Raw genomic sequence first — 23727 nt, 5'->3', positions numbered from 1 at the left:
GAAAATAGTATTGCAAATGTTTTCATAAATTCGACCGTGAAGGAGGGATTTATGCCTGATTATCAAAAAGGTAAGGTTGATATTGTTGCTGTAGCAAAGGCTGCAAAGGTATCCCCGTCCACAGTTTCCCGCACCTTCAATCACCCTGATCTGGTGAGTCCGGCGACTCGGAAAAAGATCAACAGGGCAGTGCAAAGACTGGGCTATATCCGCAACCGCGCGGCCCAAACGATGCATGGCAAACGGTCCGGGACAATTGGCCTTGTCGTGCCAACGATCAACCATGCCATTTTTGCCGAAGTCATTCAGGCATTCTCGGATTCAATCGACCGGGCCGGATTCAGCCTCTTGCTGGCATCACATGGCTATGACCTCGATCGGGAATACGCGATGGTCCGCAAGTTTCTGGAACATCGCGTGGATGGCGTGGCGTTGGTCGGGCTGGAGCATTCCGAAGCAACCCGACGCCTGATCGATCAGCAGAAAATCCCTGCGCTGGCGATCTGGAATTATGCTGAAGATTCAGAACTACCTTGCGTTGGGGCTGACAATCATCTTGCGGGGCGTCAGGCAGCAGAGCACCTGATTTCCCTTGGTCATCGGGATGTTGGTTTGATTTTCCCTGACACTCAAGGAAATGACCGCGCGCGTCATCGTCTCACTGCAGTTGTTGACTATCTCGGCAGTCACCGGATCACGATCCCGGACAACCGTAAATCCGAAGCGCCTTACAGCGTGTCGCAGGCAAAGCAGGCAGCACTGGAGTTGCTGGCTGACCCTCCGCTTCCAACTGCGCTGCTCTGTGGCAATGACGTCATCGCTCAGGGCGCGCTTTATGCAGCACATAAGCTTGGCCTGAACATCCCTCAGGACATTTCGATCATCGGTATCGGGGATTTCAAAGGGTCGGCGGATATTGAACCCGGTCTGACGACAATCCGGATACCTGCGGAGACGATTGGGACGTTGGCAGGTGAAAAATTCACCAGCTACATCACATCAGATACACCGGAGCCGTTCAGAATTTGTTGCGATCTGGAATGCATTGTCCGAGACACAACCAGTTCGGCTTCACTTGAACGCTTCGAGAGTTGATGATGCCCTTGGTCTAACTCTAGAGAATTGCCAGATTGAGTTTGGGTCAAGATAAGCGCTGCTGCCTTTCATATTGTTCTTTGTCATCATGTTAATCCCCAGTGGGCTCCCGTGATAACCTTGAACTAGTGCTGTCTGTCGTGTGTCTGGTGATCTTCAGCGAAACTAAAATTCAGGTCAGTCTATGGGGCGCCGGCAAAGTTAGCAGGACAGTTGCGACCAGACCGCGAAACGATATGCATTGCAGCGCAGACACTGAAACAGCAGGATTATCAGCGCGGTCTTTGCAACCGATTGCAAGTTTCTTGCAATAGTGCATAGTGGACCCGCTATGAATATCCCGGTGAATACCCCAGAAATCCGTGGCCGGAACCGCCAGCGATGAGTGTAACCCTGAAAGAGGTCGCAGCGCTTGCAGGCGTGTCCCGATCAGCCGTCTCACGCACCTTTACCGAAGGCGCATCCGTTTCTGCAAAAACCCGCAGCAAGGTTGAAAAAGCAGCACAGGCACTGGGCTACAGTCCGAATGCGCTGGCTTCATCCCTGACAACCGGTCGAACCAAGTTGATCGGACTTATCTCGAACAACTTTCACAACCCGATTTTCCTTGAGGTCTTTGATCAATTCACCCGTGCGCTGCAGGAACGCGGCCTGCGCCCTTTGATCGTGAACCTGACTGATGAGACTGAGCCGGCAAATTCGGTCCGAATGCTGAGGCAGTATTCGGTTGATGCAGCGATTGTCGCGTCCTCAACCCTGCCGCCCAGCTTTGCCAAAGCCTTTCATGATGCAGGCGTGCCCGTGGTTCATACTTTCGGCCGTTCCGCCATCTCGCCTGAGGTCCATGTCGTCGGGATCGATAACGTCGAATGCGGTCGCATGGCGGCACGAGAGCTTTTGGCAAGGGGGTATCAGCGCGTTGGATATTTGGGTGGTCCCAAAGATGCAACCTCGGCGCTGGACCGGCATCGTGGGTTCATGGAAGAACTCAACAACCACCCGGATATTGACGTAACGCATTGTTTTGCAGGGGCGTATTCGTTTGAAGCCGGACGAGCCGAGATGCTGCGATTGCTGGAGGGCTCACCTGCCGAGGCGTATTTCTGCGGTGACGATATCCTGTCGATCGGAGCGCTGTCGGCATTGTCAGATCACGGGTTGAATCCCGGCAAGGACATCGGGATCATCGGCCTGAATGACATGGAAATGTCGCGCTGGGAAAGCGTCGATCTGACCACAATCCACCAACCGATCAAACAGATCATCACGTCGTCTGTCGATCTGGTTGAGGAAATGCTGAAAGAGCCCCAGCGCTATCCCGAGGCTCGAATTTTCCCGTGCCGGGTGATTGAGCGGGGTACATTACGGCCCCGCCCCTGATCAGCGAAACATCGGTGGGCGCGCATCTTTCCAGGCGCCGTCCTCCCGGCCAGAGGCCACTGCTGCGTGGACCGCTGCGATAGACCGAACACCGTCTGATGCATTTGGCAATCCGTCGCGCTGCTCACCCTGAATCGCATCGGCCAGATCGCAATAGATGTTCGCAACGGCCAGCGGAAACCCTTCGGGATGCGCGATCGCGACGCGTGAAAGGCGCTGAACCTCGTCATGCAATCCGCCTTCGCCTTTTTCGATGATCTGGGTCCGGCCTCCAACAGGTGTGTAAATCAACTGGTTGGGTTGTTCCGATGCCCAACGCAACCCACCTGTTTCGCCAAACACCTGAATGTCGAACCCATGCTGTCGTCCAATGGCAACGGATGAGGTCCAAAGGCGTCCGACAGTTCCGCCCTCCATCCGGAAATTGATCATCGCGTCATCTTCAAGCTCGCGACTCGAGATGGTGGAGGCCAGATCGGCGGACAGGTTTTTCACCTCGTCATCGCAAATGAAACTAGCCATGTGCAGTGCATGAATACCGCAATCGGCGAACTGACCCGATACGCCCGCCATCGCAGGATCATAGCGCCAACGAACACGCGGATTATCTGCGTCAGTGGCATCCCCATGATGCCCGTGGCTGAAGTTGGTCACGACCAGACGCACCTTGCCGATGTCGCCCGCCCGGACCATTGCACGGGCCTGCCGCACCATGGGATAGGCGGAATAGCAATAGTTCACCGCGCAGATCTTGCCGGACGCTTCGGCCACGCGGACGATCTCTTCCCCCTCTTCCACTGTCATGGTCATCGGCTTTTCGCACAACACATTGAACCCGGCTTCGAGGAAGGCTTTCGCGATCTCAAAGTGGGTCGAGTTCGGTGTCGCGATAGTCACCAGATCAATCCGGTCTGCGCGATCCTTTTCCCCTGCCAACATCTCGCGCCAGTCACTATAGGCGCGATCGGCGGCGACACCCAATCGTTGGGCATATTCGCGACCAACGTCAGGGCGGTGATCCAATGCGCCAGCGGTAAATTCGAACATCCCGTCAGCCAATGCGCCCAGACGGTGTGCGGGCCCGATTTGGCTGCCTTCGCCACCACCGATCATGCCCCATTTCAGCTTTGCCATGGTTCGTGTCTCTCTTCAGAAGTCTCGTTGTGTTTCAGCGTCTAAAAATCGCCAATTTCCTGCCATTGGCGCTGCTCGGACGAGGCCAGAGCTGCCGCCAGAACCCGATTGACTTCGTGCCCATCCCGGAATGTTGGCCAGATTGCCTTTCCGGTGTGAATGGCCTCAAGGAAGTCCTTCGCCTCAATGATGATCTGGTCCTGGTATCCCGTTCCGTGCCCGGGCCCCTGACAGAAGGGTTCGTAATCCGGGTGTGCCGGTCCGGTCAGGATCTTGGTGAAACCTCGCGTCGCCTCTGGCCCGTCGTGGCGATAGTACCAGAGGGCATTCTGGTCTTCCTGATCAAACCGAATGGCGCCTTTTGTGCCCGAAATCTCATAGGCATAACCCATCTTTCGGCCAGTCGAGATACGACTTACATAGATGTTGCCCATCGCGCCGTTTTCGAAGCGGCACATGATCTGAGCGTGGTCGTCATTGGTCACATCCCCGCCGGGGCGCGTATGATGAACGGTTTCAACTTCGGCCATGACCGCAGCAATGGGCCCGATCAGTGCCAGCGCACCATTGACCATATGTGGGGCAAGGTCGCCCATCGTTCCGTTCGCCATTCCTGTGGTTCGCCACGTGGCCGGGGCCTGCGGATCAGCATAGAAATCTTCGGTGTGCTCGCCTCGAAACCAGGTGATGTCCCCCAGTTCACCATCCGTAATGAGCTGACGTGCATATTGGGTCGCGGGCGTCCGAACGTAGTTGAAACCAACCATATTGGTCACGCCAGCCGCTTCGGCGGCCAAAACCATGGCCCGGCCATCATCAAGGGACGCGCCCAGGGGTTTTTCGCACAAAACCGGCTTACCAAGCGCAACGGCGGCTTCGGCAATTTGACGGTGGGTCGATTGAGGTGAGGCAATTACAATGGCCTCAACCGCGGGATCGTTGACCAGCACCCGCCAATCCTCGGTCGCGCGATGAAATCCGTAAGCCTGACGGTATCGTTCCGCGCTTTCCGCGCTTGAGGCACATATCATCTCAAGCCGCGGTCGCAGCACAGTGTTGAACACGGCCCCTACAGCCGACATGGCAACCGAATGGGCCTTGCCCATATAGCCGCCACCTACGATTCCAATTCCGATTTCAGGCATCTATCACGGCTCCGAACATATTATTTGCAACCGGTTGCAAAATCAGTATCGTGTGAATCGATTCAACGCAAGGTCCAAACTTTGCTGACCCCTTTTTGCCGGAGGACATGACTTGAGCGCTTTGATAGATGGTATCAAAGGAAACCGGTTCGCTGTTTTGGGACGCGCAGGCATGGACCTGTTTGCTGACCCCATTGGCGTCAAAAGCGAAGACGCTGATACATTTCGGGCCGATCTCGGGGGTTCGTCCGCGAATATCTGTGCAGGGCTGGTCAAGCTTGGCAGTCAGTCATCGCTGATCACGTCGATTGCAGATGACGCCATCGGTCGGTTCTGCATGAATCGCCTGAATCACTACGGTGTGGATACGTCATATATTCGCGTTGTTGGCGGCGAATATCGTATGTCGCTTGCGGTTTATGAAAGCACGCTGGAGGATTTTCAGAATGTAATCTACCGCAATGGCGCGGTTGATTTTCAGGTCACCGAAGAAGACATGGACCAGGTCGACTACGGCAAGTTTACCGCGCTAATCTCGGCCGGAACGGTCTTTGCGGCCGAACCTTCGCGTAGCGCCACATTTCGGGCGATCGACAATGCCCGCAAGGCCGGACTGCCAGTTATCTTTGACATCGATTACCGACCCTACAGTTGGCCCTCGCCCGAGGTTGCCGCAGATGTCCTGTCGCGCGCCGGTGAAGCAAGCGATCTGATCGTCGGAAATGACGAAGAGTTTGGGTTCATGGCCGGCGGCATTGAAAGAGGATTTGAAAAGGCCAAGGAACTGGCCCAGAAACCTGGACGTATCGTCATCTACAAGATGGGTGAAAAAGGTGCCATCACACTGGTCGATGGTGAGGAAATCCACACTGGGATCTACCCCGTCACCGCCGTGAAACCCAACGGGGCAGGCGACAGTTTCATGGCAGGTCTGTTGGCCTCAATCGCCGCTGGGCATTCATTGCGGGACGCGGTCATGCGTGGATCTGCCTGTGCCTCAATCGTTGTGTCACAACCTGGCTGCGCCCCGGCCATGCCGACAACCCCAGAGCTGAACGAATTTCTTGCGTCCCACCCGGGCCCCACAGCGGCCCCATAGGAGACAATCATGCATATCGCGCCATATGACAATCAGAACAAACCAATCGTCGATGCGGATGACCCAACGGTTCCGCTGAACTACTTCAACATCGTCAAACTGAAAAAAGGCGAAGCTTTCGAATATCAGGTGCCGGGCTATGAGACCTGCATCGTTCCTGCAACCGGCAGTGTCGATGTTGAAATCGAGGGCCTTCAGTACCCCAAGCTTGGAAACCGGGGAGAAGACGTCTGGGATGGTGAGCCCGAGGGCGTTTACGTCCCTGTAGGCGCTAAGGTGCAGCTGGTCTGCGTGTCGGATGAAACCGAAGTCTTCATCGCGGGTGCCAGGTACGACAAGGTGTTGGAACCCTTTGATGTGCGCGAACATGACCTTGTTCAATACGGCAGCGACGACACCAAGACCCATCGCAAGATCAAGCACATCCTCGGTCAGAAACAGCACGACAAGGTCGGCCGGCTGCTGGTCAGTGAGTTGTTCACAGTTGGTCAGGGCGGCTGGTCCGGTTTTCCCAGCCATAAGCACGACACCAACCGCCTGCCGGATGAAACCCGTCATGATGAGACGTACAACTTCCGCTTCAAACCCAACTGGGGGTCGGGCCTGCAGATGTTGCAGCGTGAAGACAATGAGCCTGGGGATGCCTATCATATCGTCGACGGCTCAACGATCTGCATCGACAAAGGCTATCACCCTTGCTGCGTTCTGCCGGGGTACGAGATGTACTATTTCACTATTCTCGGCGGCCTGAGCCAGCGTTCACTGGTACAGTATTTCCAGCCCACCCATGCCTATCAGATCGAAACGATCCCTGGCATCAAAGACATGATTGCAAAGTTCAAATGACCCTTGTCACACTCTCTGACGTTCTGAAACCGGCTTATGAACAGGGCTACGCCGTTGGTGGTCTTGTGACTTTGGGTTGGGAAGACATGCGCGCCTATGTGGCCGCTGCTGAAGCCGAAAACGCACCCGTGATCCTGCAAGCGGGACCCAGCTGCCGCGAGCATACTCCGTTGCCGATTTTAGGCAAAATGTTCCGGCATCTGGCCGAAAACGCATCCGTCCCGATCGTAGCGCATCTGGATCATGGCTACACGTTCGAAGACTGCAAAATCGCGCTCGACAGCGGGTTCACGTCGCTGATGTTCGACGGCTCCAGAAAACCGCTGCAACAGAACATCGATGAAACCGCAGCCATCGCGGAAATGGCACATGCAGCAGGTATTTCCTGTGAGGGCGAGATTGGCTTTGTCGGCTATTCCGGCGGAGAAGGGTCCAACGGTACCGATCCTGACGAGGCGGCTAAGTTCGCGCGCGAAAGCGGTGTGGATGCGATGGCCATCTCGGTCGGCAATGTTCATCTGCAGGAAAACAAGGAAGGCGGGCTGGACGAGGCACGCATCACACAGATCGATGCTGTGACCGACGTACCTCTGGTCATTCATGGCGGATCTGGCGTGCCGGTGGAACAACGCAGCCGATTGGCCCGCGAGACCTCGATCTGTAAGTTCAATATCGGGACTGAGTTGCGCATGGCATTCGGTGCAGCATTGCGCGAAGCGGTGAATCGCGATCCCGATCGCTTTGATCGAGTGACGATCCTGAAAGAGACTATTGATCCGGTCGAGGCCACCGCCCGCACTGTGATCCGTGCCTTCGGAGCGCCACCCCAAAGGTAGGCGCCCCTTCAGGTCAGACAGTGAATGCGGTCCGGAATGCCTCTAGGGCCGCTTCCGGATCGCCCGAAGCAAAGGCCTCCATCCCCACCGGACCGCGATATTCGAGTTCATAGAGCGCCTTTGCGACCATCTTGTAATTGATCTCGCCCGATCCGGGTTCGCAGCGGCCCGGATTGTCCGCCACCTGTATTTCTCCGATCCATGGCAGGCACTTATCGCACCACCGGATCAGATCCCCCTCGCCGATCTGCGTGTGATAGAGGTCGAGATTGATGCGTAGTTGTGGTCGATCGACCGAAGACACCAATGCAAGCACATCAGCCGTGGACCCAAACGGGCAACCGGGATGGTCCAGCAGATTGAGGTTTTCCAGCGTGAATATCACACCTTCCTCCTCGGCCAGATCGCTGATGCGGTTCAGAGTATCACGCGCCTTGAGCCACATGTCTCCGCTCACGACATCATGCTGCCAGATCGGAATGCCACCATCGCCAAGCCCGGTGCCATGCAGGTTCAATCTATCTACATTCAGCCGCTTGCCGATCTGCGCTGTTTCCCGTGCTGAACGAAGCAGCATCTCTGCACCCTCATCATCCGCCAGACGCCCCTCGAGATAGCCGTTCATGATGGTGAAGTTGGCGCCGACAGCTTCGAGTTTTGCAAGATCCAGATCAGGCCAGTTCCAGAGCCCGACACCAAACCCCATCTCGGTCAGGCGGGCGGCACGCCAATCCATGGGTTTGTCCAGCCAAAGCATTTCGGCGCAGGCCGCCAGTTGGAAAGGTTGGGACATTCCCACTCTCCTATTTGAGTTGTAGTGCGATTTCAGATGGAACCGGCTTCGACCATGAAGTTGCCGGCGCTGCACATCGCTGCATCATCCGAGGACAAAAACAGCACCATGCGGGCGACATAAATCGGGTCAATCGGATCCGGCAAGCATTGGCGATCAATCTGTTTGGCCAAAGCTTCAGGTGTGATCCACAATTCCTTCTGGCGCTCGGTCATGATCCAGCCGGGCACGACTGTATTCACGCGAATACGGTGATCCCCCAACTCGCGTGCCATGGTTCGGGTCAGCCCGTGAACTGCCGACTTCGCGGTCGCATAAGCCGGAAACCCTGCCCCCGCCTCCCACCAGGAGTTCGAGCCTATATTGACGATCGATCCACCACCCTTTTCCATCATGCCCGGAGCGACGGACTGAATGGCGAAGAACATGTGGCGGATGTTGGTCGCCATACGCTCGTCCCAGTACTCGGGGCTGACCTCGCGCCAGTCATGGCGGTCATCATGGGCGGCGTTGTTAACCAAAACATCGGCATTGCCCAGTTCCTCAATCATCTGGCTAAAAGCATCCCGCAGGGCTTCGATATCCCGCAGGTCGCATTGGGCAAAGACATGCTCACTCTCCAGATCAGCCAGCAACGCATGGCCGGCATCCGCGTTGATATCCAGGAAGCCGACCTTGGCGCCTTGCGCGGCAAAGCTGCGAACAATGTCTGCTCCGATCCCAGCCGCACCGCCGGTTACAAAAACAGTCTTGCCGTTCAGGCTTGGGTAGTTCGCAAAGGCTTGGGTCAACTGTCACGCTCCATGATCCATTCCACCTCGGGGGCCGCAACGAAGCGCCATTTCCGAAGTGGTCCGGCCATGACGTTCAGGTAATACATCTCAAACCCATAAGGTGCACCGCAAGGGTGATGGCCACGCGGGACGGTCACAACATCGCCATCAGACACCGCCATGGTTTCGTCCAGTTGGCCGTCATCCGTATAAACCCGCTGAATGCCGAACCCATTGGCGGGATTCAGGCGATGATAATACGTCTCTTCAAGATAAGTGATGCGCGGAAAGTCGTCTTCGTCATGACGGTGGCTGGGATATGACGACCAGTGCCCGTTTGGCGTGAACACTTCGGTCACAAGCAGGCTGTCGGCGTAGTCCTCAGCCTCCATCGCGATGTTATTGATATAGCGGGTGTTCACACCCTTGCCGCGTTCAGTCAGTGTGATCCCGTCCGGGCCGATCCGCCGGGCCTCGTGGCCTCCTTTGCCGGGGGCCGAACACACGGCGATCACGCAATCGGTTTCGGCCACGGCCTCCCATTCGGTTCCGTTTGGCAGATAGAGGCAATGAGGTGGGGTCTTTTCAAAGACGTTCATCCGGTCGCCCAATACGCCCCAATCCTGATCCGCGCCGGTAATGCGCGCCTTGCCTTCAACCATCACAAGGATGACTTCGCGGTCTCCGGTTACCTCGGCTGCCCGGTCCCCCGCTTTCAAATGGTAGAGCCCGAAACCCACATATCGCCACCCGGCACTGGCCGGGGTGATGTCGTGCACCTTGCCACGGGTGCCAAAAGGTTTCTTGAGCAGGTCTGCCATATTTGTATCTCCTTAAAAGGCGGGCATTGGTTGCCCGCCAATAATGCTTCATGCAGCCTGCCGGGATTGCAGCGCAGCAAAAACCTTGGACAGTTGCTCCTCAGTCCAGCCTTCGGAAACCGCGCGTCGCAGGATATCCGCCTGACTTTCCGGTGCGTTACCTCCCACAGGCGGGTCCGTATCGAGATTGGTCGGGAAGGGGTAACCCTCTGCCGTGGCCGCTATGGCCGCGTCCAGTTCCGCTGCCGTCAGATCGCCCCGTTGTTTCAGTGCAATCAAAGATAGGAACACCGCCTCGGACATGGATCGTCTGTCGATGGCCTCCATCGCGCGGCCAAAAGCCGAGGAAATCTGCAACAAGTTCGCCATTCGGTGAATATCTGCGCTGCTGTTTTCCCCTGCCGCATGGAACAGTGCCGGGTTGAAGAACACCGCATCGCCCTTCTCCAACGGCAACTGGATGTAGCTTTCCTCGAAATAGGCTCGATGTGCCTCATCATGGAAGGCAACGTATCCCGGTGCATAAAGCTGCGAAAACGGCAACAGCTTGGTGGGGCCACTTTCAATCGGCATATCGCAATGAGCCACGGCCCCCTGCAATGTCAGCGTTGCTGTCACCAGATGGGCATGAACCGGGTAGCGCGCCGCGCTATCGGCGCATTGGAACCCCAAGTGGTAATCACGATGCGCCTGCTGGGCCTTGCCTCCGGGGCGCACCTGATTGATTTGCGCCGTGACCTGATAGTTTGGTCCCAACCACGCTTCACACGCCGCCGCTATCGCCGTGTTCCCGAAATAGAGCGCAAAGCCATCGGGGTCGCGCAGGCACTGTTTCTGCAGCGCATTCCAAATCCGGTCATTGGCCCCGGACGCAGCAAAGTGATCGCCCTCACCGCCACTGCCTTGACGCTCTTCCTCTATGATCTGCCGAAAGACAGCCGTGGCCCGGTCGATCACCGAGGTATCGGCAAACGCCCCTTTCAGAACAATCACCCCGGCCGATTTATCCAGAACATGCCCCCACTCGGCCAACAGAGCCTTGCGCTTGATGGAATCCTCAAGCGTGGGTCGCAGCGTATGCATGTCATAGATTGGAACGTTATTTTCGATCGAGGCGGCATGCGGCACCGCCTCGGCCAACAGGTTCTGCGAGGTCAACACCTTGAATTCATCCAGATCACAGGATTCCCGGTCGAAATAGCCGACGAAACCGAGTTCTTGATGCACCATGATTTTTCTCCTCTTTCATGGCTTCGGTGTTGCCCCGAAGGGCGGGTTGTTACGCTTTGATCTCCAATCCTGCCTGACCGCAGACTTCGACAATGTGGTCAAAGCCCTTCTTGGAGTACTCATATGGCGGCGCCTTGGCGGGGTCCTGTTCAGCCTCGACCACAATCCAGCCTTCGTAATCCATGGTTTTGAGCGCATTCGCGACCGCTTGGAAATCGATGCAGCCATCGCTCGGCACCGTGAATGCACCGGCAATCACAGCATCTAGGAAGCTACGATTATTCTCACGTGTGTCCTGCACCACTGCTGGGCGGATATCCTTGAAATGTACATGGTGCACACGATCGCCCCAGCGGTTCAGCGTGGCCATCACATCGCCGCCACCAAACAACAGGTGGCCGGTATCAAAGCACAGCTTCACTTCCGGCCCTGATCCTTCCATCAGCCAGTTCACGTCATCTTCGCTTTCGATGATCGTGCCCATGTGATGGTGATAGGCCATGGTCATGCCCTGATCCGCCATCCATTTGGCCAGTTCGGTGATCTTTGCACCGTAGGCCATCACCTCGTCTTTGGTCAGCTTTGGCCGGTCATTGACCGGCGTCCCGATCTGCCCCTGAACTGTGTTCGAGCATTCGGCGTAGACGATACACGGGCTGTTCAGCGCCACGAACTGCTCGACCTGTTCCCGCACAGCCTCGCGTTCGGTTGTAAAGTCGTTGACCAGAGACGCGCCCGAACACCAGCCGCCACAGAGTGCGATGTTGTTCCCGTCGAGATAAGCACGCAGACCTTCGGTATCGCCAGGCATCCGCTGCCCGCGTTCGACGCCGATATATCCGATCTCGCGCGCCTCTCTCAGCGCCTGCTCCATGGTATAGGCGGCTGTCAGGTCCGGCAGATCGTCATTTTGCCATGCGATCGGAGAAATCCCGATTTTCACGCTCATTTCGTGTTTCTTTCCTTGATGGCGGCTTCATAGGCCACGCGTTTTTCATTCACTTCGGGACGGATGCTGACTTCGGGCACTGCCACTTCCCACCACGTTCCGCCATATTCGGTCGATGGATAGGGATCTGTATCGATGACAACCACATAAGGTCCCTTGATATCGGCCCGTTTTGCCAGTGCCTCTTCGAGTTCGGCGATCGAGCTGACCTTGACCGATGTCGCACCCATCGAGGCCGCGTGGGCGGCAAAATCAATCGCTGAAGGCGACTCATGCACCGCGTGATCCAGCAGGTTGTTAAACTCTGCTCCGCCAGTGCCCATCTGCAAGCGGTTGATGCAGCCAAAGCCACGGTTGTCAGTGATGACTACGGTAAAGGACACGCCCATCATCGCGGCCGTCGCCATTTCCGAATTGGCCATCATGTAGGTGCCATCACCCGTAAAGCAGATCACATCGCGATCCGGCTGGGCCATCTTGATACCCATAGCGCCTGCAATCTCGTAGCCCATGCAGCTAAAGCCGTATTCCATGTGATAGGCCCCGGGGCGCGGTGCCTTCCAAAGCTTATGCAGCTCTCCGGGCATCGTGCCGGCTGCGCACATCACAACTGTGTCGTCGTTCGAGGCTCGTTGAACCGCACCCACAACCTGCATATCTGTCGGCAACGCATTGCTGTCGGCGGGCGCATCAGTAAGCGCATCCACCTTTTCGAACCAATCGGATTTCAGCGTATTTGACACAGACGGTGCCTGATAATCGCCCAAACCGGTTCCCAGCTCACCCAAGCCAACACGCGCGTCCGATTGCAGCGGCATAGCACCATGCTTTTCGGCGTCATACGCAGCGGTGTTCAGACAGACCATTTTGCGTTCAGGGTTTGAGAACAGACCCCAGGACCCTGTGGTGAAATCCTGAAGTCGCGTGCCTACGCCCAACACCAGATCGGCCTCGGCACACACGGCATTAGCAGGCTCTCCGCCAGTTACGCCAACAGGGCCAATATTAAGGGGATGATCCCACGCAAGCGATGACTTGCCGGCCTGCGTTTCTGCGACAGGCACATTGTGGGTTTCGGCAAAGCTTTGCAATGCGGCAGTGGCATCCGAATAGTGCACCCCGCCTCCGGCTACGATAACCGGACGTTTGGCGGCCTTGATCGCTTCGACGGCACGCGCAAGCTCACCTTCATCCGGACGAATACGGCGCTGTTGCCACACGCGGGGCTCAAAGAAGCTTTCGGGATAATCATATGCCTCGGCCTGAACATCCTGACAGAAGGCCAACGTCACCGGCCCGCAATCAGCAGGGTCCGTCATGGTGCGGAATGCGCGCGGCAATGCTGTCAACAGATGTTCGGGGCGGCTGATCCGGTCGAAATACCGGCTGACAGGACGGAAGCAGTCATTTGCACTTACGGTTCCGTCGCCGAAATCTTCGATCTGTTGCAGCACCGGGTCCGGACCGCGCGTAGCGAACACATCACCCGGCAGCAACAGAACCGGCAGGCGGTTAACATGCGCCAGCGCTGCTGCAGTAACCATGTTGGTCGCGCCAGGCCCGATTGAAGATGTCACGGCCATTGCGCGGCAACGACCCATCTGCTTGGCATAGGCGATAGCCGAATGCGCCATGGTCTGCTCGTTATGTCCCCGATAGGTTGGCAAACTGTCTTTCACGGCGTGCAGCGCCTCACCCAGACCGGCCACGTTACCGTGCCCAAAGATGGCCCAGACGCCTGCGATGAACGGCTCTCCGGCCTCGTTCATCTGCGCCCCCAAATAACGCACCAGAGCCTGCGCCGCGGTCAGTCGGACTGTCTTGCTCATCACGATCCCTTTCAACACGAAGCCGCCATCGGCCTTCCGTTGGTTGTCACATTTGCGAAAGTGTCAGGCTTTTTGCCGAGCCTGCAATCAGTGTGGCGTCCGGTGCCACCTTCCCTTTCGGATGCCCCAGTAGGGGGCATCCGGAAAATCCTAAGTTAAACCGTGCCGCCCAGCGAACCTTCAAGCTCGGCCATTTCCTGACCACCCGCCATCAGGTCTTGCAGCTCTTCGGGCGTGATCTCACCGCGTCGTGCCGTACCAAGCGTTTTGCCCCGGTTCAGCACGGTAAAGCGGTCACCCACAGCCAGCGCATGGCGTACGTTGTGGCTGATGAACACCACACCCACGCCCTGACTGCGCACGCGATCAATGGTAGCCAGAACGTTCGAGGTCTGACGCACGCCAAGTGCCGAGGTCGGTTCGTCGAGGATCAGAATCTTGGCACCGAAATATACCGCCCGTGCGATCGCAACGGTTTGGCGCTCGCCGCCTGACAGCGTTCCGACAGCCTGATCGGGGCCGCGCAGGTTGATGCCCATCTTGCGCATCTCTTCCATGCAGACATCGTTTGCCTGTTCGACATCAAACCTTTTTAGCAAACCCCGGCCTTTGGTCGGTTCGCGCCCCATGAAGAAGTTGCGCGTAACGCTCATCAGCGGGATCATCGCCAGATCCTGAAACACGGTCGCAATGCCTGCTTCCATGGCATCTCTGGGTGTATCGAAGTGCAAAGGTTTGCCTTCGAACAAGATCTCGCCTTTGGTGGGTTTATGAACCCCGGACATGGTCTTGATGAAGGTGGATTTACCCGCACCGTTGTCGCCCAGCAGACAGTGACACTCGCCCGGCTTCACATCAAAACTGACACCAGCCAGAGCGATGATGTTTCCAAAGTGCTTTTCGATGTCTTTCATCTCAACGATCGGAGCGGCGTCGGTGGCGGAGTCCCCGTGATGGAATTTGGTATCCTCGGTCATATCAGCGCTCTCCCGTTACGCGTTTACGGATCGCGTTGTTGAACAGAACGGCAATCAGCAGCATCGCGCCCAAGAAAACCTGGAACCAGTCCTGATCGAAATCAGTATAGGTCAGGCCGATGACAACCATGCCAAAGATGATTGAGCCGAAGAATGCACCGATGGCTGAGCCATAGCCGCCGGTCAGCAGACACCCTCCGATAACAGCGGCGATGATCGCTTCGAATTCTTTCTGGAAGCCACGGCGGGCATCGGTCGATCCAGCATCCATCACTGTGATGATGGCAACCAGAGCGGCACAGCATGCGGTCAGCATGAACAGCGAGATCTTGACGCGGTTCACCGGGACGCCCGAGTTTGATGCGGCGGTCTTGTCACCGCCCGAGGCGAAAATCCAGTTCCCTGCAGGGGTACGCAGCAAAACATATGTTGCCGCCAGCGCCAGCACGACAAACCACAGAATTTCCACCGGAATACCCGGCACTTTGGGTGCGCCGCTTTTGAATGTATCGATCATTCCGTTTGCGGCGAGCCATGCGAACAGGCTGCCAAATGCTTCACCTGAGAACATCGGCGACAGCCAATCGTTTTCGACCGCGTCACGGACGCCACGCAACTGTGTCGACCCGCCGGTAGCTGCCTTCAGACCCACCAGCGACAGACCGCGCAGGATGAACAGGAAAGCCAGCGTGACGATAAAGGATGGCAGGCCCGAGCGGATCACGATCGTGCCGTTGATCGCGCCGACAAAAGCCGCAAAAACAAATGTCATAGGGATCGCGACGATCAGTGGCAATTGCCATGTCACCACGCAGACGCCGAAAAACAGGCCAGAGAACGCCACCATCGAACCGATGGACAGGTCGAATTCACCCCCGATCATCAGCAGCGCCGCGCCGATCGCCAGAATGCCCAGCTGCGCCGCAGGCGTCATGAAATTCATGATCCCGGCAAGAGTAAACATCGAGTCATCCGCCGTAAGGGCGAAGAAGATGACGACCAGAACCACCCCGGCCATGGCGCCAAGCTCGGGCCGTTTCATGAGCTTGGTCAGGAAAGGCTCTTTCTTGACCCTTTCATCCCCTGCGAGTTGAGCTGAATCACTCATCGTTTCCTCCCATTCGGTGGGAACGGCGCTGGTGCGCCGCCCCGTTTGTTCAGGTGTTGATCAACGGATGCCCTGCGAGGACAGCTCGATCACCTGAGCTGCTTTGTCCTGCGTGATCAGGTTCGGACCCGAAGGTACATTGCCACCCGGCATCAGGCCGTACTTGGCGTGCAGACCCATGAAGTTCACCGACAGGTAACCCTGCAGATACTGCTGCTGGTCGATTGCAAAGGCTGCGTCGCCATCCGCGATCGACTGCAGGAAGTTGGCCGACAGGTCGAAGGAGGCAACATTCACATCGCGGCCCGAACCCTTGACAGCTGCTACAGCAGGCTCACCGGCTGAGCTGGCGCCCAGTGCCATGACGGTGTCGATGGCTTCGTTCGCAGCCAGAGCAGCAGCAACCTTGGATTCAATTTCCGACGGATCGTTCGAAGTTGGCAGTACTTCAACGTTACCCCCGAAACCTTCGGCAAAGCCGGCGCAACGCAGGTCAAGGGCTACGTTGCCTACTTCGTGGTTCACACAGATCGCGGTACTACCGCCCATCGAGGCCAGCTCCGCACCGGCTGCCTTGCCCGCGTCGAACTCATCCTGACCCACGTGCAGCAAAGCGCCCAGATCTTTTGACACATCTGAACCCGAGTTGATCGAGATTACCGGAATACCCGCTGCGACGGCGCGTTCGATTGACGGGCCAAGCGCGTCCGCATCCGGGATCGAAACGATCAGACCATCGGGTTCCTGGTTCACGGCAGCATCGATCAGCTGCGACATGGCAACCATGTCGAAAGTCTCGGGCGCGCGGTATTCGACGTTTACGCCGACGTCCTTACCGGCCTGCTCGACACCGTTCTTTACCACGTTCCAGAATGCGTCATTGGCCTGGCCGTGCGAAACGACAACAATTTCCTGCGCGAAGGCCGGCGTTGCGAGCGCCAGCGCGCCTGCGGCCAATGCACCTTTAACGAACTTGTTCATTTGGTTTCCTCCCATTGGAACAAATTTTTCTTCGTGTCGGGGTCTCAACCCCAAGCATTCGGCCAAGCCGAATCTCTGCGGCCCCGCACCAAAACGGGGTCTAATTCAGTTTCCGGATATCCAATCATTTTGCAACCGGTTTCAAAATTTCGGACATCGCGACCGGTTGGCCGCTCTGCGCGGAACGCGTTGCGGCCTCGGCCATGGCCAATGCGGCAACACCGTCTTCCAGTGTCACGGGCAGTGACGATCCGGACAGGGTGGCCTGAACAAACGCATCCCATTCCGCCTGATATGCGGGCATATAGCGCTCAAGGAAAAAGTAGGTCGGTTTCGCGCCGACAACGCCGTCCGCTGTCGACTTGATTACGGTGTTTTCCAGCATGTTCTGCGCCTGTAGCAGGCCCTCGGATCCCAGCATCTCAACACGCTGATCATAACCATAGACCGCACGCCGAGAGTTCTTGATAACCGCGATCCGCCCATCATCGTAAGTCATTGTAACAACAGCTGTATCAACGTCTCCGGCGGCCCCGATTTCAGGATCGACGATAGATGTTCCTACCGCTGAAATGACCTTGGGCAGCTGCCCCATCAGATAGTTGGCCATATCAAAGTCGTGGATCATCATGTCCCGGAACAACCCACCGGACACCTTGATATAGCTGACCGGCGGAGGCGCCGGGTCAAAGGACGTGATCGACAGCATTTCAGGCGTCCCGATCTCGCCGGCATCTGCTGCGGCTTTGAGCGCCGAAAAGTTAGGGTCGAACCGCCGGTTAAAGCCAATCATCACAGGCTGACCGCTGGTGGCTGCGAATTTCTGGCAGGCGATAGCACGGTCAAGGTCCAGATCGACCGGTTTTTCACACAAAACCGCTTTGCCAGCCTGTGTCGCCGCCTCGATCAAATCGGAATGGGTGTCTGTTGGCGTGGCAATCAGAACGGCATCAATCGAAGGGTCCGCGATGATTTCTTCGGAAGGCCGCGCCTCAGCTCCGCTTTCCTCTGCCAAACCCTGAGCCGCATCCTCAATGGCATCCGATACAGCGCACAGCTGGCTTTGGGGATGTGCAGTGATGGCCTTTGCATGAACACGACCAATGCGCCCAGCCCCAAGCAATCCGATCCTCAGCATGCAGTTCTCCCGAATCTTTAATTTTCGGGTGCCAGAATGATTCTCTTTGCAACCGGTTGCAAGATATTTTTTGCATGCACCTCAGACAGCCCCGAATTAAGCCTGATCGTAGGGTCTATGCCTCCGGTCCGAACGGATCAGACCCCAGTGCAAACAACAAAAAAGGGCAGCCGATGCGGCTGCCCCAGAACTGAATTGTCCGACCTCTTACAGTTTGATGCGGAACGCAGCGAACCCATCGGCACCTTCGCCTGCATCCTCCAGTGACACGCCCTCGACATCACTCAGATAATCACGGGCTTTGGGTCCGGTTTCAAACAACACACTGGTGTTGTTGAGGGGGGCGAAAGACCAGTTTGCATCCGCCTTTGGATCGATGGTTCCCTGTTCAACGATGTAACGCACGATAACGTCGCGATTGGTGTCCGGTGCCTCGAAGATAATCGTGTCACCCATTGCACCGGGGAAAGATCCCCCACCCGACGCACGATAATTGTTGGTCGCTACGATGAACTCCATATCGTCTGTCACAGGCGCGCCATTGAATTCGAGGTTCACAATCCGCGCCGCATCGGGGTTGAGCTCTTCTCCCTTCGGGCCAAAGCGCGATGGCTGGGACAGGTCGATCTGATAGGTCACGCCATCTATGACGTCGAAATTGTAGGACGGGAAAGACGGGTTCAGCAGAATTGCGTCCTCCGATCCAACCTCGATCTGGTTGAACATTCCTGCGGACCGCTCGAGCCAGCCGCGGACCTGAGCCCCGTTTACGCGTACGGCCCGCACCGTGTTCGGATACAGATAAAGGTCCGCCACGTTCTTGATCGCGACATCACCCACCGGCACATCCGTGTAGTATTCGGGGCCGCCGCGGCCACCGGCCTTGAACGGAGCCGCTGCAGACAGGATCGGCAGACCCTCATGCTCGGTGCCTTTCAGCATCTGTTCGACATACCATTTCTGCGCAATCGAGACGATCTGTACCGAAGGATCATCTGCAACCAGCGCGAAATAGCTGTGCAGCGGCGCCGAGGTCTTGCCAACCGCGCGGCGAACATAAGCAAGGGTCTCGTCATGGTCGGTGGCAACCGAGTCCAGCACCTTTTGGTCATCCCCCACCAGCGCGGTGATCGAACGATCTTCGTTGCGTTTCGAAATGGGGCGCGCCTCGGATGTTGTGGTCACCACCCGCCACGTATCTCCGTCACGTTCGAGCAACAGATCCAGCACGCCAAGATGCGACCCCCAGAAGCCCCCCATGACAGCGGGCTTGCCCATCAAAGTACCCTTTTCGACATCCACACCGGGACGGTCGGCAAAGGTGGGCGATGGGAACACAAGATGGTTGTGACCAGTAACCAGGGCATCGATACCTTCAACCCCCGCCAAGGGTACCGAGGCATTTTCCATCCCTTCCGAATGATCCGCCTCGCCGATACCCGAGTGGGACAAGGCGATGATTAGATCGCAGCCCTGCTCCTTCATTTCTGGAACATACGCCTGCGCAGACTCAACAATGTCACGGGCCTGGACATTGCCTTCAAGATGCTTGCGATCCCAGTTCATGATCTGGGGTGGGGTAAAGCCTATGACGCCGATCTTGATGGGATGCGTGCTGCCGTCGCCCAACTCGATTTCGCGGTCAAGGATTGCGTATGGGTCAACCAGCGTTTTGTCGTCACGCGCAGTCGCGCCTTTTTCCGTGACAATATTCGCCAGAACAACCGGGAATTCGGCCCCGGCAAGCGACTTCTCGAGAAAGCTCAGACCGTAGTTGAATTCATGGTTGCCCAATGTGGCTGCATCATAGCCGATGGTGTTGAACGCTGTGATTATCGGATGGGCGTCCCCGTCTTTCATCCCGCGCTCGTAGGCGATGTAATCCCCCATTGGGTTGCCTTGCAGAAAATCACCATTATCGACCAGCAGCGAATTGGTGGCCTCGGCCCGTATCTGGTTGATGATTGAGGCAGTCCGCGACAAGCCAACCGTATCTCGCGGCTTGTCGGCATAATAGTCATACGGGAACACGTGCACGTGGATATCCGTGGTCTCCATGATCCGAAGATGCGCCTGATTGCCAGCCGCAGAAGCCGAGAATGGATGAAGCGTGGCCAATGCCACCCCGGCGGTTGTCGTTGCAAGAAACTGTCGGCGCGAGATTGAGAAATTACCGGAAACAGACATCTTCAAACCTTTCTGAAATTGAGTTTGACGTGTGTTTAGAGTGCCTTTGACAACAAAAGCATGACACGGGCGGCAATACTGGCCCTTGTCACATGTTCAACATGTCTGAGTCGTAGTCTGCGCTGATATCCCGGGGTTAGTAAAGCACGTCCTGGGCTGACACGTTTGTCAGGCTCCTAAATCTGGTGCCGCGCCGAAACGTAACGGAACAGTGGCAAAAGCTGACATGCACCGACACAGTTCGACCGGATTGGGTCGGCGATAAGGGCCTGAACAATTGGTGGGGAGTATTCGTGTTGCGCAAAGCACTTAAAATATTCGTTGGAACAGTGGCTTTGCTTGCAGTCGCTGCAACGGGGTACTTGCTGTTCGCACCGCCGGATTTGCTAAAGGTTGGCACGAATTACTCAGCCAAAATCGTGTGTTCCAATGTCTTCATTGCAGGCCGTGATCCTGACGAAGTGCTGGAGATCGACGTGCAGGCCCCGGGACATCCACTCCTCAAACAGATCTCGATTGAGGTGGACCAAGACGCACAGACAGTAGAGGCTTGGATGTTCGGCTTTTTCGCACCGGCCACATCGCAATATCGCGACGGTCTTGGATGCACAAATGTTCACGAGGCCGCGCTAGGCGACCAAACGCTCGCAGCGCCCGCGCCTTTGCCAGCCGGTCCATGGCCGCAGGGCAATGATGTGAGTCTGTCTCAAAATCCTGAAGTCCTGAACATAATGTCTGACAACGAACTGTTGGGCGAAGGCTATCGCGCGGTTGTTGTTGTTCGAAACGGACGGATCGTGGCCGAGGCTTACGCAGACGGGTTTGATGAAAACACACCGCTGCTGGGCTGGTCGATGACCAAAACGGTGACAGCCGGACTGATTGGAACGCTGATCAAGTCGGGCCGTATGTCGCTGGATGACACGCTCATAGATAGCTACCCGGATTGGTCGCAGGACAGCCGCAAGGACATCACGGTCAAGGACATGCTCGCAATGACGAGCGGGTTGCAGTGGAACGAAGAATATGGCGATGTATCAGACGTTACCAGAATGCTGTACCTCAACGATGACATGGCGGGATTTGCCTCGGGCCGTGACGCAGGCGTCGAAATCGGCACCAAATTCAACTACTCGTCCGGCACATCCACAATGCTGTCACGGGTCTGGCAGGACAAGCTGGACAAAGACAGCCTCAGCTATCCGCGAGACGCATTGTTCAAGCCGTTGGGTATGACTTCAGTTGTGTTGGAAACCGACACCGATGATACCTTTGTCGGGTCTAGTTACATGTACGCAACCGCGCGTGATTGGGCCCGTTTCGGTCAACTATTGCTGCAGAACGGGGAATGGGAAGATCAACAGCTTCTGCCGGAAGGCTACACGGACTGGATGTTCGAACCGGTAGAGGTTTCAGGCAATCTATATGGCAAAGGCCATCTCTGGCTGGAAGCGCCGGGCGGGTACCCCCCTTTCGAAGATTCAGTCTGGCTTCAGGGGCATGACGGGCAGTTCATCGGCGTATTCCCTTCGCATGACATGGTGGTTGTACGGCTTGGTCTGACGCCCTCTCGGCTCGAGTACTCTTCTCTTCCGCTAGCCAAAGAACTGATCGCCGCTTTCGGCGAGTGATGCCACCGCGATCAGCAACCAAGTTCGGCCTGCAGATCGCGGGCGCCGCTACCGCCCTGATTTTCGACACCTCTGTCGATCAGGCGACCGGTCTGACCGCATCGGATGACACTGTCGTTCTGATCAATCATCTCGGGCCGTTCGGTATAGGCAACCAGCCCGCTACCCAGCACCGTATAAAGACCATCAGGTTGCGGGGCTGAGTAATACCCCTGTACCTGGATGATGCCGACAGTTTCATCGAACAGGCCGGTCTCAAGCCGCGTCGCCTCGATACCGGATGGTTTGGGTTCACCATAGACACGGACCAGATCGCCCGATTGCAGATGTTGTGGACTGATCCCGCTGATAAGGCTGCTGCCAATCACCAATGCGCCGTTCTGGTCTGAAGACAGATATGTACCACTGATGCGCGCCTGATACTCAGTGCCGGTGAGGCGTTCGATCCGCGACGCACGAACCGCCTGTTCCTGCCACAGACCACTGACCGCAACCCAATCCCCCACCAACAAATCCGGAAGCGTCTCGCCGACAGTGACCTTGGTACCGAGAACGGCCAACTCACCGTCACCAAAATCTGTAACCTGGCCCACCAGTGGAAAAACCTGGCGGATATGGCGGGCGTGCCAACCATCATCGACTCGCTCAGCGACAATCGCGACTGTGTGACCGGGTTCCAGATCACCAGCGCTCATAGGCGCAACAGATCCGCTTATCGGCATCATGTCATCGACTTGTATGTGCAGACCGTTCACATGAATGCTGCCCAGATGGGTGATCGTCCCAACAATACCGGTACCGATAATTCCACCTTCTCGCTCTTCCTCACTGCGGCCCTGCGCCGGAGCATAAACCCAGAGCGCGATCAGGAATGCGGCCAATATGCGGGGAAACAAAACCATGGCTACTTTCCGTCTTCCTGCGTCCCATCCGGAGAGGGCAGGATATATGCGCCCAGTGCGAACCGGCCCGTATGGCCACCCTCGTGATCATGGTCCTGCAGCTTGCGAGCCAGCGCATTAATGTCCTGCAGCAAGGTCTGCGCCCGTTCATCGGATATCCGCCTCAGCTCTTCGATCGACTCAGCCGACAGGTGTGAGTATCGGACGGCACGATCGAAATTCCGCGCCGCGCCCGGTTCGGCCAGCAGGTTCTGGGTCGCCGCCATCATGTGCACCGACAGGGTCGCCTGATAGGCCGCCACCTGCTCTGCACCCCCACCCGAAGGCAGAAACGCATGGGTCAGAAGACGTAACCCCCCTGCCCCGTTCTGTTCGACGATATTCTGGTCCAGCAGCGTTTTCAGGACAGTTCCCGGCGCCATGTCGATCCGGGCAAGACGGACCAGATCGTCAAATCCCGGCCCATCCTCACCCCCCTTGCGTGTGAGTTCACGAGGATCACCGGATTCATCCTGAAATTCAGGAGATGTGGCCCAATGGCTGATTACCAGAGCCGCCGCGCTGCAGCTGCGTCTTTCCGGTGTATCCTCATCCAGATTGCGCAGCCGCTTTACATCTTTCCGGTGAAGACCCGTCAAAAGGCTGGCACGACTGTCGCTGAGCGTTGCGTCGGAGCTCTGTTCCGCTGCGGTCAGCAACGCCTTTTTCAGTGCTTCGGTGGCCGATCCTACCGTGACGCCATGCGCGACCATCGCTTGCGCCAACGGCTCAAGCAGTGCGGCCAGCGCGGATTCAAGAGGTGGCTTGGAGTTCGTCGGCATCACGTCACTCGTTACAGGTTGGTCTCTGATAACATTTCTCAGTTGTTAACCA

21 protein-coding genes are annotated in these 23727 nt (G+C 56.9%); 6 read left to right on the top strand and 15 right to left on the bottom strand.

What is annotated here, in order from left to right; translation table 11 throughout:
• Positions 1 to 51: 51 nt before the first annotated feature.
• The gene (locus tag ACR0CW_RS12240) at positions 52 to 1095 is read left to right on the top strand and encodes a LacI family DNA-binding transcriptional regulator (protein ID WP_480788000.1); all 1044 of its coding nucleotides are present in this window, start codon (positions 52 to 54) and stop codon (positions 1093 to 1095) included.
• A gap of 381 nt (positions 1096 to 1476) precedes the next feature.
• Complete coding sequence (locus ACR0CW_RS12235) at positions 1477 to 2475, top strand: LacI family DNA-binding transcriptional regulator (protein ID WP_480787999.1); 999 nt, start codon at positions 1477 to 1479, stop codon at positions 2473 to 2475.
• On the opposite strand, the gene ACR0CW_RS12230 is transcribed toward ACR0CW_RS12235, so the two are convergent.
• Together ACR0CW_RS12230 and ACR0CW_RS12225 are read right to left on the bottom strand one after the other, a co-directional pair.
• Complete coding sequence (locus tag ACR0CW_RS12230; protein ID WP_480787998.1) at positions 2476 to 3609, bottom strand: Gfo/Idh/MocA family protein; 1134 nt, start codon at positions 3607 to 3609, stop codon at positions 2476 to 2478.
• A 41-nt stretch (positions 3610 to 3650) separates the two neighbouring features.
• The gene (locus ACR0CW_RS12225; RefSeq protein ID WP_155148583.1) at positions 3651 to 4754 is read right to left on the bottom strand and encodes a Gfo/Idh/MocA family protein; all 1104 of its coding nucleotides are present in this window, start codon (positions 4752 to 4754) and stop codon (positions 3651 to 3653) included.
• Positions 4755 to 4866: 112 nt separating this feature from the next.
• Between ACR0CW_RS12225 and iolC the strand changes: the two genes are divergently transcribed.
• Genes iolC through ACR0CW_RS12210 form a run of 3 tightly spaced genes read left to right on the top strand, consistent with a single transcriptional unit; the run spans position 4867 to position 7535 of the window.
• A complete protein-coding gene (iolC, locus tag ACR0CW_RS12220) occupies positions 4867 to 5853 on the top strand; it encodes a 5-dehydro-2-deoxygluconokinase (protein ID WP_480787997.1) in 987 nt (328 codons plus the stop codon).
• Positions 5854 to 5862: 9 nt separating this feature from the next.
• Complete coding sequence (locus ACR0CW_RS12215; RefSeq protein ID WP_480787996.1) at positions 5863 to 6699, top strand: 5-deoxy-glucuronate isomerase; 837 nt, start codon at positions 5863 to 5865, stop codon at positions 6697 to 6699.
• Positions 6696 to 7535 carry a class II fructose-bisphosphate aldolase gene (locus tag ACR0CW_RS12210; RefSeq protein ID WP_480787995.1) on the top strand — a complete coding sequence of 280 codons (840 nt, stop codon included), beginning with the start codon at positions 6696 to 6698 and terminating at the stop codon, positions 7533 to 7535. The genes ACR0CW_RS12215 and ACR0CW_RS12210 overlap by 4 nt, the downstream gene beginning before the upstream one ends.
• A 13-nt stretch (positions 7536 to 7548) precedes the next feature.
• Here ACR0CW_RS12210 and ACR0CW_RS12205 read toward each other — a convergent pair whose 3' ends face one another.
• From ACR0CW_RS12205 to ACR0CW_RS12155, 11 genes are all read right to left on the bottom strand, one after another.
• The gene (locus ACR0CW_RS12205; protein WP_480787994.1) at positions 7549 to 8328 is read right to left on the bottom strand and encodes a TIM barrel protein; all 780 of its coding nucleotides are present in this window, start codon (positions 8326 to 8328) and stop codon (positions 7549 to 7551) included.
• Between the two features lie 32 nt (positions 8329 to 8360).
• Positions 8361 to 9119: an SDR family NAD(P)-dependent oxidoreductase gene (locus ACR0CW_RS12200; RefSeq protein WP_480787993.1), complete on the bottom strand. Its 759-nt coding sequence runs from the start codon at positions 9117 to 9119 to the stop codon at positions 8361 to 8363.
• A complete protein-coding gene (iolB, locus tag ACR0CW_RS12195; protein ID WP_480787992.1) occupies positions 9116 to 9922 on the bottom strand; it encodes a 5-deoxy-glucuronate isomerase in 807 nt (268 codons plus the stop codon). Before iolB ends, ACR0CW_RS12200 begins: the two co-directional genes overlap by 4 nt.
• 48 nt (positions 9923 to 9970) lie before the next feature.
• Positions 9971 to 11152, bottom strand: a complete 1182-nt coding sequence (locus ACR0CW_RS12190; RefSeq protein WP_480787991.1) for a phytanoyl-CoA dioxygenase family protein — start codon at positions 11150 to 11152, stop codon at positions 9971 to 9973.
• A 49-nt stretch (positions 11153 to 11201) separates the two neighbouring features.
• Positions 11202 to 12101 (bottom strand): myo-inosose-2 dehydratase, encoded by a 900-nt coding sequence (gene iolE, locus ACR0CW_RS12185; protein WP_480787990.1) that lies wholly within the window; start codon positions 12099 to 12101, stop codon positions 11202 to 11204.
• A complete protein-coding gene (gene iolD / locus ACR0CW_RS12180) occupies positions 12098 to 13930 on the bottom strand; it encodes a 3D-(3,5/4)-trihydroxycyclohexane-1,2-dione acylhydrolase (decyclizing) (RefSeq protein ID WP_480787989.1) in 1833 nt (610 codons plus the stop codon). Before iolD ends, iolE begins: the two co-directional genes overlap by 4 nt.
• 155 nt (positions 13931 to 14085) lie before the next feature.
• Positions 14086 to 14907, bottom strand: a complete 822-nt coding sequence (locus ACR0CW_RS12175) for an ATP-binding cassette domain-containing protein (RefSeq protein WP_155148563.1) — start codon at positions 14905 to 14907, stop codon at positions 14086 to 14088.
• 1 nt (position 14908) lies between these two features.
• A complete protein-coding gene (locus tag ACR0CW_RS12170; RefSeq protein WP_155148562.1) occupies positions 14909 to 16015 on the bottom strand; it encodes an ABC transporter permease in 1107 nt (368 codons plus the stop codon).
• 60 nt (positions 16016 to 16075) lie between these two features.
• Positions 16076 to 16996, bottom strand: a complete 921-nt coding sequence (locus ACR0CW_RS12165; protein WP_155148560.1) for a sugar ABC transporter substrate-binding protein — start codon at positions 16994 to 16996, stop codon at positions 16076 to 16078.
• A 124-nt stretch (positions 16997 to 17120) separates the two neighbouring features.
• On the bottom strand, positions 17121 to 18134 hold the full coding sequence (iolG, locus tag ACR0CW_RS12160) for an inositol 2-dehydrogenase (RefSeq protein ID WP_480787988.1): 1014 nt from the start codon (positions 18132 to 18134) through the stop codon (positions 17121 to 17123).
• 207 nt (positions 18135 to 18341) lie between these two features.
• Positions 18342 to 20321, bottom strand: a complete 1980-nt coding sequence (locus ACR0CW_RS12155; RefSeq protein ID WP_480787987.1) for a bifunctional 2',3'-cyclic-nucleotide 2'-phosphodiesterase/3'-nucleotidase — start codon at positions 20319 to 20321, stop codon at positions 18342 to 18344.
• A gap of 185 nt (positions 20322 to 20506) precedes the next feature.
• On the opposite strand from ACR0CW_RS12155, the gene ACR0CW_RS12150 reads away from it, so the two are divergent.
• Complete coding sequence (locus ACR0CW_RS12150; RefSeq protein WP_480787986.1) at positions 20507 to 21952, top strand: serine hydrolase domain-containing protein; 1446 nt, start codon at positions 20507 to 20509, stop codon at positions 21950 to 21952.
• A gap of 11 nt (positions 21953 to 21963) precedes the next feature.
• Here ACR0CW_RS12150 and ACR0CW_RS12145 read toward each other — a convergent pair whose 3' ends face one another.
• Together ACR0CW_RS12145 and ACR0CW_RS12140 are read right to left on the bottom strand one after the other, a co-directional pair.
• Positions 21964 to 22854, bottom strand: coding sequence for a DUF5666 domain-containing protein (locus ACR0CW_RS12145; protein ID WP_480787985.1), 891 nt, complete (start codon positions 22852 to 22854; stop codon positions 21964 to 21966).
• Between the two features lie 2 nt (positions 22855 to 22856).
• Complete coding sequence (locus ACR0CW_RS12140) at positions 22857 to 23675, bottom strand: DUF6502 family protein (RefSeq protein WP_480787984.1); 819 nt, start codon at positions 23673 to 23675, stop codon at positions 22857 to 22859.
• Positions 23676 to 23727: the final 52 nt, after the last annotated feature.

This window comes from Ruegeria sp. CH6, from assembly GCF_056537005.1.
Note: the sequence above shows the minus strand (reverse complement) of the source record. Positions and strands in the feature narration are given on the sequence as shown.